Genomic DNA, 14,595 nt, shown 5'->3' with positions numbered 1-14,595 from the left:
CATGCAGATCAATCCCGCTGTAACCGACGGGTTAGGGCAGCTTAAATGGATCAACCTTAAGGCTACAACCGAAAAAACTAGCTCCGCGAATGGAAATGAACGGTCAACGGGAGTTTCAGCTTCTGGATTTGCGACAATGCTTCAGGCAATGTCAACGAGTAGTGAAAGTTCAAGCTATTTGACTCCTCTCCCGGATGCAACTTCAGTCAGCAGCTTGTTATGGCAGCAGATAGGCGGGACAACAGAAACCTTCAATAACATAATTTCCGGGGAAATAACGGGTTCCACACCTACGAGCTATGATGATCTCATCCAGAAGGCGAGTGCTAAATATGGCGTGCCGATTGATCTGATCAAAGCAGTGATTGATACTGAATCTTCGTTTAATCCTAATGTGGTCTCTTCGGCAGGGGCTAAAGGTTTAATGCAGCTTATGGATGGGACCGCGAGCGGTTTAGGGGTTACTGATTCGTTCGATCCGGCGCAAAACATTGATGGCGGCGTACGTTATTTATCTTATCAACTGAAACGCTTTGGCGGAGAGGAAAAGATGGCACTTGCAGCGTACAACGCAGGGCCGGGACGGGTAACAGATCTGGGAGTAACCAATGATCAGGAATTATTGGAGAAACTTAGCCTGCTTCCAAAAGAGACACAATCTTATATCTTTAAAATAGAACGCGCTCGCGCTCAATACGCGGTATAATAAAAAGGATCAAACGGGAAACACCGTTTGATCCTTTTTCGATAATAAGTTCACTCAACGAAGTAAAGGAGACATTTGACATATGCTTTACTGGGATTATGCCGCCGCTACACCGCCCTATGAAGAAGTGGTGCAGACGATGGAACAAATTATGAAGCTGCATTATGCGAACCCTTCCTCTTTGCACCGTGCGGGCAGTGAAGCGGGTAAGCTGATCAGACGGTCGCGTGAAGTATGCGCTACTGCTTTATCTGTACAACCGCAGGAGATTCTATTCACTTCTGGTGCAACGGAAAGCAATAATTTGGCGATAAAAGGCGCTGCTCTGCAATATCAGACTAGAGGCCGCCATTTGGTAACTACAAAAATAGAGCATCCCTCTGTATATGAGAGTTTCCTGCAATTGCAGCGAATGGGCTGGGAGGTTACTTTTGTAGCACCCGATAGCACTGGCGTTGTTGATCCTGAGCGCGTAGCTGCTGCTGTCCGGCGCGACACAGTGCTTGTTAGTGTGATGCATGTCAATAACGAGATTGGAACGATACAACCGCTTAAAGAGATGGGGAAGCTGATTAAAGCTGTGAATCCGCGAACCTTATTTCATGTAGATGGTGTTCAGGGATATGGTAAGCTTGCAGTTGACTTAAAGGATTGGCAGGTGGATCTTTATAGCCTGTCTCCTCATAAGCTTCGAGGCCCACGTGGAGTGGGATTACTGTATATCAAAGAGGGAATTAAGCTATTCCCATTGCTTACAGGGGGCTCTCATGAAGAAGGACAACGCGCTGGAACTGAAAATGTACCTGCGATTGTCGCATCCTCCAAAGCTATCCGCATGAGTGGTGAGCAGCGCGAAACCTTCGTTGCCCAGTTGGTTCCACTCCGAGATCGATTATTACGCTTCTTGCGCACCGTTCCTGAATTTGTTATAAACAGCAGAGAGGATGGAGCTCCCCATATTGTGCATTTCTCTTACCCTGGCATGAAGGGAGAGGTATTCGCCCGCAAGCTGGAGGAACTGGGGATGGCTGTCTCCACGCGTTCGGCCTGCTCCTCACGACTGGCTGAGCCTAGTCGTGTATTATTGTCTATGGGTAAAGATGTCTCCAGTGCTTCAGGTGGGATTCGTATTAGCCTTGGCGACAGTCATACAGATGAGGATGTCGCTGCGCTTGAGCAAGCATTAACCACTGCGGTACAAGCTTTAAAGATTGCTGAAGGAGGAATGAAGTAACAAATGAGCATGATGAACAAGGAATCTGCAGAAGGCAGAGCCCATAGTATAGAATACGCTGATATGCTGCTCCTGCGTTTTGGAGAGTTTACTTTAAAGGGCAAAAATCGTACCCGATTTGAAAAAACCGTACTGCGTCATGTGAAGGAATTGATTAAGCCTTATCCAAACGTAGTTCTGAGCAAGGAATTCGGAAGAATTTACGTGGAATTGAACGGGGAATCTGCGATTGAATTGGTACAAGCACTGAAGAATGTATTTGGCATTGCTTCAGTTAGTCCAGTGAAGGTTTCTAAGTCAGAGCTTGAGGATATTGTAGCGGTCAGCCGTCAATTTTTGGAGATAATCGCGCCTGCTCCGGGCACCAGATTTAAGGTTAATGCTCGGCGGGTATGGAAAGAGTTCCCTTACGGCTCCATTGAGATGAATAAACGGATCGCGACACCACTATTGCAAGGATATCCTGGCCTCACCGTAGACGTTAAATCGCCTGAATTAGAGCTGAGGGTCGAAATTCGTCAGGGACATACTTATATTTTCTGTGAAAATATTGCCGGTGTAGGTGGATTTCCATTAGGCACTAACGGAAAAGCGATGTTATTGCTGTCCGGTGGCATTGATAGTCCCGTAGCAGGCTGGTCATCCATGCGGCGCGGACTTGAAGTGGAGTGCGTGCACTTCTACAGTTATCCTTATACAAGCGAGCTTGCTAGACAAAAAGTTGTGGATCTTGCGCGGGTATTGTCACGTTATGCGGGTGTAATCAAGCTGCATCTGGTACCCTTTACTGAAGTGCAGACTTCCTTTACCGGCATCGGCCAGGATAATCTGATTATTACACTGATGCGGCGGGCAATGCTGAGAATTACTACCCAGCTTGCTGAGCGCGAAGGTGCATTGGCGATTGTAACCGGGGATAGTCTGGGACAAGTCGCTAGCCAGACCTTGCCAAGCATGAACGTGATTGGCCGGGCGACAACCCTGCCCCTTCTGCGTCCGCTGGTAATGATGGACAAAAGTGATATTGTGGACCTGTCGAAGAACATCGGTACCTATGATTTGTCTATCCTTCCTTATGAGGATTGCTGTACTTTATTTGTTCCAAAATCACCTACAACAAATCCGAATTTACGGATTGTGGATAAGATAGAGGCTACGCTTCCGGGATATTCTGAACTTTTGGAAGCGGCGATTGAAGCCACAGAGACCGTGTTAATCACTCCCTATGGAGATGAGAAGCCTAGTGATGTTGTAAGTGTCGAGGCTGGATTACAGGAAGAATGGTTCTAAAATAATAAACCAAAAAACTGCCTTGAAGCGTAGTGAAATCTACGTTCTGAGGCAGTTTTTTTGTGGTTTAGACGATTGTGCCCTCCTGAGGCTCTTCTGGTTTTGATTGGCGTTTCCAATGTCCCGCTGCCAAAATACCTATAATGATCACGATTATAAACAGATATTTGAGCAGCGGATGATGATCAAAAAATGGCGCAAGCTGATGTTCATCCGTAATCATACTTGAAGCAGTGAAACCTAAGACAGCAGAACCAATATAAATGATCCATGGATATTTGTTGATTAATTTAATAAAAAGGGTACTTCCCCACACAACGATGGGGACACTGATCAGCAGTCCTATGATAACCAGTGAGATATTATGCTTGGCAGCTCCGGCAATGGCGATCACATTATCAAGGCCCATGGCAGCATCAGCTAAAATGATTGTCCCTACAGCGGACCACAAGCTTTGACCTGCCTTGATATCTGTTGAAGCGTTCTCACTGGTTAACAGCTTATAGGCAATCAGAATGAGTAAAATCCCTCCGGCAAGCAGTAACCAGGGGATTTTCAACAGCCATACGACCAGAATCGTTGCGAAGATCCGCAACACTACAGCACCTGCTGTTCCAAATACGATAGCCTTCTTTTGCGTGTCTGACGGTAAATTACGCGCCGCAAGACCGATCACAATGGCATTATCTCCCGCCAAAATAAGATCTAGAAAAATAATGTTGAGCAGCGATAATATAAACTCCCAAATGGATGTATTCAAAGCAAAGTCACTCCCAAGTTTGTTAGATTGAGCTTCAAAATATGCTTAGTTTTGTATACGCAAAAAAAGGAGCCAACATGCGTTCACGCTCAAAAAAAGTTGGACAGGAAGCATAGCTTGTCATTTCCGAACATACAAGTAGTTACATGTGACTCGGGGAGGTAAGTGCGAATGGATTCAATATTGCTCCTTGGTGAAATATTGATGATTAATCTGGTGCTGAGCGGAGATAATGCAATGGTTATCGCAATGGCCAGCAAGGATCTTTCGGCGAAGCACCGAAAGACTGCAGTATGGTGGGGCTCAGCAGGCGCAGTTGTTCTGCGGTGTTTGCTTACTTTTGTTGCGGTATTGCTATTAAAAATCCCTTATATTCAGGCTGGAGGGGGAATGCTGCTGCTATGGATAGCGTTCAAGCTGCTTTTGGAGGAAGAGGAGGATCTCAGAGTAAGGGAATCATCCTCAGTCTGGAAAGCAATCCGAACGATTCTTGTAGCAGACTTCATTATGAGCCTGGATAATGTACTAGCTATTGCAGGAGTAGCTAAAGGAGATTTGGCTTTAATTGTCATCGGGATTGCCCTTAGCATTCCGATAGTAGTGTGGGGAAGCGGCATTATTGTAGGCTGGCTGCACCGGTTTCCAGTGCTCGTATTTATCGGTGCTTATATATTGGCGTTTACAGCAGGGGATATGTTGCTTCAGGATGCAAAATTAGGGACGATGCTCTCCTTTTTGTTCCCTTCCTCACATTCCTATTTGCCCATTGCCTTAGGAATATTAGTTGTCGTTACGGGAGCAATAAAACGCAGAAAAACATCTGCAGGTTAATAAATTGCAATAAAAGGCAATACTAAACGGACATCTCCATAAATTGGAATTGTCCGTTTTTTTTGCGTGATCAGAAGCGGTTATCGACACTGATTAATCACAGGGAGTGATGGCATTTTGTGTATGTTTCGGATAATATATGAGTAAGAATCCTGTCGCTTTCAGGCTATAAGGTGACGAGGAAATGAGGTAGACGTGAAATTGAAGGGATGGGTGAAGGATGTCTTCAAAGAAAGATATACAGCTAGGAATTTTTATTGTTGCTGCTGGCATCGTGATTTTATTAGGTAAGCTGGGCGTCTTCGGATTTTTGGGGCGCGCGCTTTGGCCTCTAGTGATTTTAATTCTAGGAATAGTACTACACATGTTATTTTTCAGCCGTCGTGCTTCGGCCTCGGTATTGGTTCCTGCCGGGATATTAACGGTGTATGGTTTGTTGTTTGGTCTTTGCAATATTTGGGGATGGGGGCTTATGAGAAGCTTATGGCCTGTGCTGTTGCTTGGTCTTGCCGTGGGCTTGTATGAATACTCCATCTATGAACCTAGACGGACGGGTGGCCTGTCAGCAATTGCTGTAACATTAGGCTTACTAAGCCTTGCGCTTTGTATTTTCAGCCTTATGGGCACCGGCGCGATCTACCTGATCGGGATTGTATTAATAGCTGTAGGAATTTGGCTGATTACCGGTCGAGGCAGAGCACGTGGCCGGAATAGATGGTATCGAAGCTAATTGCTGTAGGATCTTGTGAAAAAAAACGGAAATTGGTAACTGTTTTTTCATAAAAAGACTTGCTTTTCATGGTACTTTCACTATAATATTAATGTTATGTTGAAGCGTCGGCTTTCTGCCTGGCGCTTCTTTTGTGAGACTGCCGTGACATGCTATGAATTTTAACAGTTTTAATTTGATAAATGAGAGGATTTGGATACAAATCATGCATTCAAGAAAAGATATTCGCAACATTGCGATCATTGCCCACGTTGACCATGGCAAAACAACACTCGTCGATCAGCTCCTTCAACAATCGGGGATCTTCAGCGCCCATGAGCACTTGCAAGAACGTGCTATGGACTCTAATGATATCGAACGGGAACGTGGAATTACAATCCTAGCTAAAAATACAGCAATTACTTATAAAGAGTTTTTGATCAACATTGTGGATACACCTGGACATGCTGACTTTGGTGGCGAAGTAGAACGGATCATGAAAATGGTTGACGGTGTATTGCTGGTTGTTGATGCTTATGAAGGTTGCATGCCGCAAACGAAATTCGTTCTGCGTAAAGCATTGGAACAAAAACTTACACCGATCGTTGTCGTGAACAAGATTGACCGTCCAGCTGCTCGTCCTAAGGAAGTTATTGATGAAGTGCTCGATTTGTTCATCGAACTTGAAGCAAATGACGAACAATTGGAATTCCCTGTTGTTTATGCATCTGCTCTTAATGGTACATCAAGCATGGTTCCTGAGAAACAAGATGAAACGATGCTTTCGCTCTACGAAACCATTGTTGAACATATTCCAGCTCCAACCGAAAGTGTTGAAGAACCGCTTCAATTCCTCGTAACGTTGATGGATTATAACGAATACTTGGGTCGTATTGCGATTGGACGTGTTAACCGCGGTGTGATCAAACAAGGTCAATCTGTAACAGTTATTATGCGTGATGGTAAGAGCAAAACTGCACGTATCGAGAAATTGTTCGGCTTCCAAGGTTTGAAACGTATTGAAACAGAGCAAGCGGGCGCAGGGGATATCGTTGCTATTGCAGGGATCAAGGACATCAACATTGGTGAGACCATTGCTGATCCTGCAAACCCTGAAGCACTTCCGGTTCTGAAGATTGACGAGCCAACCATGCAAATGACATTCCTAGTGAATAACAGTCCTTTTGCTGGTAAAGAAGGTAAATGGGTAACTTCCCGTAAACTACGTGAGCGTCTATTTAAAGAACTTGAAACAGACGTGAGTTTGCGTGTGGAAGAAACTGATAGTCCTGATGCATTTATCGTTTCTGGACGCGGTGAGCTTCACCTTGGTATTCTGATCGAGAATATGCGTCGTGAAGGTTATGAAATGCAAGTTTCTAAACCACAAGTAATCATTAAAGAAATCGACGGTGTCAAAATGGAGCCGCTTGAGCGTCTAATGATTGATATTCCAGAAGAGAGCATGGGCTCTGTTATGGAGAGTCTGGGTACTCGTAAAGCCGAAATGGTCAATATGATTAACAACGGTACGGGTCAAGTACGTCTGGAGTTCCTGATTCCTGCACGTGGATTGATTGGTTACAACACTTACTTCTTGACTTTGACACGCGGTTACGGCGTTATGAACCATGCTTTTGACAGCTACGCTCCACTGGTTGCTGGTCAAGTTGGCGGACGTCATCAAGGTGTGCTTGTAGCAAGTGAGACTGGATCAACAACTCAATATGGAATCGTGGGTGTTGAGGATCGTGGTATTCTCTTCTTGGATGCAGGTACAGAAATTTATGAAGGTATGATCGTAGGCGAGCATACCCGTGATAACGATATTATCGTTAACATCTGTAAGGAAAAAGCACTTACCAACATGCGTACCTCAGGCAAAGATGATACTGTAAAAATGAAGACACCACGCACCTTCTCTTTGGAAGGCGCACTTGAATATTTGAACGATGATGAATATTGTGAAATTACACCTAAATCTATTCGTTTGCGTAAAAAGATTCTGAACAAAGGCGAACGCGAACGTGTAGAGAAACAACGTAAAACAGCACAAGCCAACGCGTAAACACATGCTTATGAATAAGACCGCCGGATTATTGCATCCGGCGGCTTTTTTTAATATAAGAAACAAAAAATTCCCCTACTGATGATATAATGTAAACGTATCTTAAATTTGGGAGGAGTGCGGTTATCTATGCAGGTGTGGTTCGCTGAGCATCCAATCGTCGCTTATATTGTTATCTTTATATTGCTTACTTTTGTTTATAATCAAGTCTTTCGTGTGAATCAAAAGTTATCGATTGGCAAGGAAATCATGCTCTACATAATGATGGCGGTTGGCTCTGGCATGCTCCTCATTTTCCAACATGATAAGCTTCCGATTATCCAGTGTCTGTTGGTTGCTGTCGGATTAATGCTGATGGTACGGATACGTTATATAGTAGAAGCTCGACAGAAGAGAAAGGCTGCGGCAGCAGCGAAGAGATCGTAATCGCAACTTTTGTACCTTAAGGATCGTCTAATTAATGTAGCAATTCTAATTCTAAATGAAATGAAAAGGACTTTATTCTATTATGAGTACAAGAAACAGCGGTTTACCTCCAAGAGCAAACGGGCAACAACCTACTAATAGAAAACAGCCTGTGAAGGGTGCTTCTAAGAAAAAAACGAAAAAGAAAGTGAAAAAGAGAGGTTTTTTTGGCAGATTAGTTAGAGTATTGTTAACTTTGCTAATTATTGCGATCCTCGGCGTGCTGGGTTATGGCGGTTATCTGTATTGGAAGCTTGAACATGGCGTATTTAATGCAGGGGTTGAGGGTACGGTTGCTCCAGGGCATTCCGCTTCAGAAAAACCACTGACAATGCTTATACTGGGAACGGATAACAGACCTAAACACGAGTCTTATTTGACTGACGTGATCATGGTTGCAGCACTTAATCCTAAGACTAAATCAGCGACTATTGTTTCGCTTCCTCGTGATACCTATGTGGAGCTAAGCGGCTATAAGAAGACGAAAATTAATGAATTTTATGCTCGCTTCAAGGGTAAGGAGAAATCCTCTGGTCTACTGGCTGAAGATGAGATGAAGACGATGATGGGTAAGTATTTGGATATTGATGTAGATTATACAACGATTCTTGATTTTCAGGGCTTCCGTGATGTAGTGGACGAGCTTGGGGGAGTCGAAGTAAATATTAGTGAAAATATGTGTTATACAGACACTGTGGATGGCACGAATATCAATCTGAAAAAGGGTCCGGCAGAGCTGGATGGAAAAAATGCACTGGACTATGTGCGGTATCGTAAATCCAATTGCAAGCCTAAGACCAACGCATCAGATGATTTTGATCGCAACAAACGCCAGAACGAAGTTCTGAACAGTCTGGTGGATCAGATGCAATCGCTTGGTGGCGTATTAAAAATCGGCAAGGTGCTTGATGCAGTGGACAGTAACATGAAGACAGATATCGAAAATTCGCAAATCAAAGATATGATTGCGACGTATTGGAAGATTTCCAAAGAGAATATCGAATTCAAGCCGGTTACTGGAACGTGGCGAAGTCCATATGTATATATTAATGATGAGGAGTTTGAGGCCGCTAAGAAAAGCTTGCAGGATCGAATTGCAGGAATTTCCACTGGAGCTGATTCGACAGCTGCTGAGACGCCTTGAGGACCTTAATATCTTCCATAGCTAAAATTGAATGCAAGTTTCAGCCTGTGCTATAATATAATAAATCGAATGAATTAACGTCGCATAGGGGGCCAGTACTTATGTCCGAAGCCGTTGCTCAGCTGAATGAAACTTTGCTATCGATGCTGCAATCGGAAACCTTTGTTCTTTTAAACACAGTTGATGCGGAGACAGGCGGTCCTACATCCACAGCTATTTCGTGGCTTTATGCTGTTAGTCCTAGTACTGTGCGTTTGGCTATTGATCATCGTTCAAGACTTGTGAATAATATGAAGGTTAATCCATTAATAACTATAACTGTGTTTGGTGAAGGAACTGTCTATGCCATTAACGGTAGTGCTGCTGTAAGGCAGGACCCGCTAGAAGATGTTCCTTTTAAGATGTGCTGTTTTGATGTTGAAATTCAAGCGGTCCGCAACGCGCTTTTTTACGGCGCGCAGCTGGACTCCGCCCCAAGATATGCGAAAGTTTATGATGGACGTGCCGCTGAGAAGTTGGACGGACAAGTATTTGCTGCCATGAAAAAAGCCTAGTGAAAATATCACTGGGCTTTTTTTGAACTCAAAGAACATCTTTTGTTCTTAACCTCTACTGTGCATTTTTTTGCGGCTTGGTATCCTCTGGCAGCTGTGGCATGATTCGTCCGATAATATCAGCCAGCTCGGATGAGAAACCGGATATCGGATGTCCCTTGGAGATATGGCGGCTCATTTCCGCTAATCTGCTGGAGAGATCCATATCCGCAGTGACAAGCGCCCGTACACTTCTTGGGTCTTTGCGGATGGCTTCCGCTACAGAATATTTGATGCTTCCTACACGTGAACGGCCCAGAGAACCTTCTACATCAAGACCAACAATGGCAACTTTGTTCATGACTACACAGTGTGCGCCGTTTACACCGGGAACTCTTTTGGCCAACTGTTCAAAATGATCCTTAAGTGCAATTTCACTTTCTCCATTAACATTGACGGCTTGACCAGCTTTTGAGGTGGCTTTAGGATTAGTCGCACCATCATTGGACAATTGCCGAACCTCATGGTTCCCCGTACCCTTTACAGCATTCGCAGATTGTTTATTCTGAGGAGAGGGTGATGTCTTTTTATTAGCGATACCGCAGCTTGTCAGTAGCAGCAGTACCAGCAACAGACATATTGATTTTCTCATATGTGATTACTCCTTTCAGCCAAAGAATCGTTTCTGTACCATATCTTTTCCCTTGGCGGAAAGAGTTATGTATGATCAATCAAACCAGGCGCTGTGGAGGGGATAATATGAACAAGATATTTGTGCTAGATACCAACGTGCTTTTGCACGACCCCAATTCAATTTTCTCTTTCAAGGAGCATGAGGTGGTTATTCCGGCTGTTGTGCTGGAAGAAATCGACTCCAAGAAGCGCAATGCTGACGAAATCGGTCGGAATGCCCGTACAGTATCCCGATTGCTTGATGGACTCCGGGAACTAGGTCATTTGCATAGTGGTGTGGAACTGGAGCATGGAGGCAAGCTGAAGGTAGAACTTAACCATCGCAGTTTTGTGAAGGTACAGGAAATGTTTGGTGAGGTGTCTAACGACAATCGGATTTTGGCTGTTGCTCTCAATTATTTAAATGAAGAGAATGAGAAGCCCGATCCGCGTCCCGTTGTGCTTGTGAGCAAGGATGTACTGGTTCGTATTAAAGCGGATGTACTGGGAATTACGCCAGAGGATTATTTGTCAGATCGTACTGGAGACTTAAATGAACTATACACTGGTTACCAATCTCTGCAGGTTCATCCCGCATTGATTGATGAATATTACAGTCACCGCTCTCTGACGGTAAAACAGCTTGCGTTGTCGTATCCGTTGTACCCTCATGAATTTGTGATTCTCAAGGATGAGATTGGCACTGGCAAATCAGCTCTTCTCAAAGTGAATAGTGATGCCACACGTCTGGAGCCACTCTATCTGGGCAATGATTCGGTTTGGGGGATTAGCGCCCGTAATGCTCAACAACGAATGGCACTGGAGCTGCTGCTAAATGATGAAATCCCACTCGTAACGATCACGGGTAAGGCTGGGACAGGGAAGACGTTATTGGCGCTTGCAGCCGGACTATTCAAAGTGGAGGATGAACATAAATACAAAAAATTGCTTATCGCCCGTCCGGTCGTTCCTATGGGTAAAGATATTGGGTATTTGCCCGGTGAGAAGGATGAGAAGCTTAGACCCTGGATGCAGCCTATTTATGATAATCTGGAATTCCTGTTCGATACCAAAAAAGCTGGCGATATCGATAAAATCTTAATGGGGTTAGGAAGTATACAGGTAGAAGCCTTAACCTATATTCGCGGCCGTTCAATCCCATCACAGTTCATTATTATTGATGAGGCGCAGAACCTTTCCCGCCATGAGGTGAAGACCATTGTCTCCAGAGCGGGAGAAGGAAGTAAAGTCATTCTAATGGGCGATCCGGAGCAAATCGATCATCCATATCTGGATGCTGCGAGCAACGGACTGAGCTATATCGTCGAGAAGTTTAAACAGCAAGGGATTAGCGGACATATTACTTTGGAAAAAGGTGAGCGTTCCCGCTTGGCGCAATTGGCCGCGGATCTACTCTAACGGTTCATCAATCCTATTTTCAGCCGGGAGAAGCAAACACTCCCGGCTTTTTCCTGCCCGCCCGGAAACGGCAGAGGAATTTAAAGTTGGTTGTGGTGATTAGAGCCATGGAAAGAAAGTTTGGAACTGTAGAAGCGAAGCGTTCGCCTTTATCCTCGGATTTTAACCGCATGATGCGGTAATTAGATCAGGAAATCTGAGGATAACAGCGATCGGAAGTCCAAAGCTTTCTTGTAATGGCGGTCAGATCACCTTCCTATTTTTAATGCCTCTGGCGTATCACCCATATAATAGAAAGAGAACGGTTTCACAAACTAAAGACAAGCACCGGAGGGTTTGGTAAAATAGGGGAGACCAATCAAAAGGGAAGGTGGGAAATCGTGCTGAAACGCAAAAATTATTGGCTGCTTTTTGCAATTTTACTACTATCGCTGACAAGCCTGTCGCCCAGTATGGAATTGAGTACCAGTAACGATCCACGTCCTATGAAAAGACCACAAAGTCAGTCGACTCATCCCTCTTCCGGAGATGAGGGAACTATAGATAGCTTACACATAAGAGTATCTTTAAATAGCGAAGAATTTAGTGAACTGGAGCTCCTTAGCAACAGTTATACCTTAGAAAGTGGAGTAAAGGTTATTTTAAGCAATGTGGATATGGAGGATGCCGATGAGGTATTGAAGCATGATTTAACGATCGGGGACAGCCCGGATATAGTCATGGCAGATGGACGAAGCATTCTGGACTGGGCCACACGTGGATATTTATTGCCGATGGATGTGTATCAGAGCGTTCCGGGGAGTGCACCGTTAACACAGTTGATCCCCTGGATGCAGTGGAATGGATATAATTGGGGAGTCCCGTTAGATATAGATCCTTACGTGCTTGTTTATTCCCCACAACGGCTGGCGGAGCTGGGTTTTAATGCATTACCCAAAAGCCTCGAAGAGTGGAATATCCTGCTTCAGAATGTGCTAAAAGAGCAAGGGAAATATTTACTTGCGATGGATACCCGCAATCCTTATGGATTGTCAGCGGTAATGGAGAGCATGAATAGCAGCTTGTTAGCAGATAACCAAAATGTGTTGAATTGGATTCAGAACGCCCGCAGTTATTTTTATCTCACCAGCCGCTACAATAAAGATGTCTGGGATATGCTCCAAGGAGGTAGTGTCGCCGTTGCTTCATTACCGTTATCCGAGTGGCAGAAGCATGGAAATTCATCCCTTGCTGCTGTACCGGTCCTGACTGCTAATAATGGGGGTGGGTTTGAATCCTGTTACAGTCGATCTTTTGCCCTTCCAGCTCAATCCCAAAGTCCAAAGGAAGCTGTGAATTGGCTGACCTTTATCACCTCAGAGGATGCTCAGCTGGATTGGTTGGAGAATACGGGGAGCTTGCCGGCGCTTGATGTTCTTTATCGTTCGGAGCATGCTTTTAAATACAAGCTTCCCTTCGATGTTGAGCTATTGCTGACAGAAGAAACCGCCCCGGAGGATGAGTCACAGGGCGGCTGGAGTAAGGTTGTTGAAGCTGTATCGTTACTATTAACAGGGCAGATAGATGCGGAAGGCTACAAAGAATTTCTAAAAGAAGGCCTAAAATGAAATGGAAAGCTTAACATGCAAGACGCCCTCTTGGCTATCTACTGCCGTGGCACGAAGGAAAGATACTATTTTGCCTGGATAAAAGCCTAAGTCAAATTCTTCTTCCAACGTTTTTCTTGTTGTGTCAGGCAATTCAAGACCGTTAAATACAATATGATCGACTTGGAATATAAGGCCGTTGATCGGTTCTTCCTGAATGGTATAGTGACCGGTCAGTGAAAGGGCTAGCGCTCCGCTTTTTCCAGTGGCAGTAATCGATCCGTCATTGAAATGAAAGGCGAAGTCTTTAAACAGCGAATTCTGCGATTGCAAAAATTCATTCAGATCCTCTTCCTTCAGGTTTAGCTCATAAGTCATTCCTTTTCGGGTCAGTACACCCTCTCGATTCTGAACAAACTGTGGTAGTTTATTCATTGCGGAGGATAACGCCTTGAAATAAGTTTTTACCTCGTGCAGGCCGATATTCTCCCAATATAATGTGAATTCTTTAAGTAGAGTACTCATATTTTCAGGATCGCTGCTATTTTTAATCCCACCCTCAATATCCTTGTTGAGCGCGTTTACCCGAACTTGCTGTTCCTCCAGAGCCGTACGCAATCGGGCGAGCTCTTCCGAGTTTCGCTTCGCAGTCTGAAGGGTATCCTTCAAATCCTTATATTGTTCTTCATATTGTGAGAGAATATCGCGGTCATTTCCAATAATAATCTCATAATAATCGAACAGAGCCAGGAATCTGCTGATACTTTTTGCTGAAAAAAACGCGGCCAGAAGATTATCTCTATCCCCCATATAATAAGAACGCACAACTGCACCTGCCCGTTCCTGTTGGTCCGCAATGGCTGTTTTTTTCTGGGTAGCTTGTCTGTTCAGGCTTTCTACCTTTTGTTCAAGCGCTTTTTGTTCGGCTGTAATCTTGATGATTTCACGTTCAATTTCTGCAGAAGACAAGGTCTGTTCAAGTAGTTTACGGGTTTCTTCATTATCTGGTATAGCAGAGTTGAAAAAATCACCGCTAGGGTCGGCAGACAAGTACTTCACAGGTTGTAACGGAAACAAAGTACAGCAGAAGAGAATTAGTATGGTTGCAATCATGCGGCTTTGTAAATTGCGGGAGCGCACCACACCACCACCTTTTTTTTGAAATGATATATGTATGT

General features: G+C 44.4%; 14 protein-coding genes. 11 read left to right on the top strand and 3 right to left on the bottom strand.

Annotated features, from left to right (window positions below; translation table 11 throughout):
• Nucleotide 1: 1 nt before the first annotated feature.
• The 3 genes from MKY14_RS14275 (at nt 2) to thiI (ending at nt 3,230) form a co-directional block, all read left to right on the top strand.
• Nucleotides 2–706: a lytic transglycosylase domain-containing protein gene (locus MKY14_RS14275; RefSeq protein WP_076129019.1), complete on the top strand. Its 705-nt coding sequence runs from the start codon at nt 2–4 to the stop codon at nt 704–706.
• Nucleotides 707–788: 82 nt separating this feature from the next.
• The gene (locus MKY14_RS14270) at nt 789–1,940 is read left to right on the top strand and encodes a cysteine desulfurase family protein (RefSeq protein ID WP_076129021.1); all 1,152 of its coding nucleotides are present in this window, start codon (nt 789–791) and stop codon (nt 1,938–1,940) included.
• A gap of 3 nt (nt 1,941–1,943) precedes the next feature.
• Complete coding sequence (gene thiI / locus MKY14_RS14265) at nt 1,944–3,230, top strand: tRNA uracil 4-sulfurtransferase ThiI (RefSeq protein WP_081386858.1); 1,287 nt, start codon at nt 1,944–1,946, stop codon at nt 3,228–3,230.
• 67 nt (nt 3,231–3,297) lie between these two features.
• On the opposite strand, the gene MKY14_RS14260 is transcribed toward thiI, so the two are convergent.
• Nucleotides 3,298–3,990 (bottom strand): TerC family protein, encoded by a 693-nt coding sequence (locus MKY14_RS14260; protein WP_076129023.1) that lies wholly within the window; start codon nt 3,988–3,990, stop codon nt 3,298–3,300.
• Nucleotides 3,991–4,161: 171 nt separating this feature from the next.
• Here MKY14_RS14260 and MKY14_RS14255 point away from each other — a divergent pair, with 171 nt between their 5' ends.
• The 6 genes from MKY14_RS14255 (at nt 4,162) to MKY14_RS14230 (ending at nt 9,761) form a co-directional block, all read left to right on the top strand.
• A complete protein-coding gene (locus MKY14_RS14255; protein ID WP_076129025.1) occupies nt 4,162–4,821 on the top strand; it encodes a TerC family protein in 660 nt (219 codons plus the stop codon).
• Nucleotides 4,822–5,041: 220 nt separating this feature from the next.
• Complete coding sequence (locus tag MKY14_RS14250; RefSeq protein ID WP_340976687.1) at nt 5,042–5,551, top strand: hypothetical protein; 510 nt, start codon at nt 5,042–5,044, stop codon at nt 5,549–5,551.
• 205 nt (nt 5,552–5,756) lie between these two features.
• Entirely contained in the window at nt 5,757–7,598 is a 1,842-nt protein-coding gene (gene typA / locus MKY14_RS14245) for a translational GTPase TypA (RefSeq protein ID WP_076129029.1), read from the top strand.
• Nucleotides 7,599–7,727: 129 nt separating this feature from the next.
• A complete protein-coding gene (locus MKY14_RS14240; protein WP_076179286.1) occupies nt 7,728–8,024 on the top strand; it encodes a YlaH-like family protein in 297 nt (98 codons plus the stop codon).
• Nucleotides 8,025–8,106: 82 nt separating this feature from the next.
• Nucleotides 8,107–9,207, top strand: coding sequence for an LCP family protein (locus MKY14_RS14235; RefSeq protein WP_076129031.1), 1,101 nt, complete (start codon nt 8,107–8,109; stop codon nt 9,205–9,207).
• A gap of 101 nt (nt 9,208–9,308) precedes the next feature.
• A complete protein-coding gene (locus MKY14_RS14230; protein ID WP_076129033.1) occupies nt 9,309–9,761 on the top strand; it encodes a pyridoxamine 5'-phosphate oxidase family protein in 453 nt (150 codons plus the stop codon).
• Nucleotides 9,762–9,816: 55 nt separating this feature from the next.
• Here the strand turns inward: MKY14_RS14230 and MKY14_RS14225 are convergent, their stop codons facing one another.
• A complete protein-coding gene (locus tag MKY14_RS14225) occupies nt 9,817–10,392 on the bottom strand; it encodes a YhcN/YlaJ family sporulation lipoprotein (RefSeq protein ID WP_076129034.1) in 576 nt (191 codons plus the stop codon).
• A gap of 107 nt (nt 10,393–10,499) precedes the next feature.
• Between MKY14_RS14225 and MKY14_RS14220 the strand changes: the two genes are divergently transcribed.
• Nucleotides 10,500–11,831 carry a PhoH family protein gene (locus MKY14_RS14220; RefSeq protein WP_036683710.1) on the top strand — a complete coding sequence of 444 codons (1,332 nt, stop codon included), beginning with the start codon at nt 10,500–10,502 and terminating at the stop codon, nt 11,829–11,831.
• A 380-nt stretch (nt 11,832–12,211) separates the two neighbouring features.
• Entirely contained in the window at nt 12,212–13,438 is a 1,227-nt protein-coding gene (locus MKY14_RS14215; RefSeq protein WP_340976686.1) for an extracellular solute-binding protein, read from the top strand.
• Here MKY14_RS14215 and MKY14_RS14210 read toward each other — a convergent pair.
• A complete protein-coding gene (locus MKY14_RS14210; protein ID WP_254857085.1) occupies nt 13,430–14,557 on the bottom strand; it encodes a coiled-coil domain-containing protein in 1,128 nt (375 codons plus the stop codon). The two genes, MKY14_RS14215 and MKY14_RS14210, sit on opposite strands and share 9 nt — an antisense overlap.
• Nucleotides 14,558–14,595: the final 38 nt, after the last annotated feature.

The organism is Paenibacillus sp. FSL R5-0887, from assembly GCF_038002305.1.
Classification (GTDB): domain Bacteria; phylum Bacillota; class Bacilli; order Paenibacillales; family Paenibacillaceae; genus Paenibacillus_AQ; species Paenibacillus_AQ odorifer.
The sequence above is the reverse complement of the archived record's forward strand: the minus strand, read 5'-3'. Positions and strand labels throughout refer to the sequence as shown.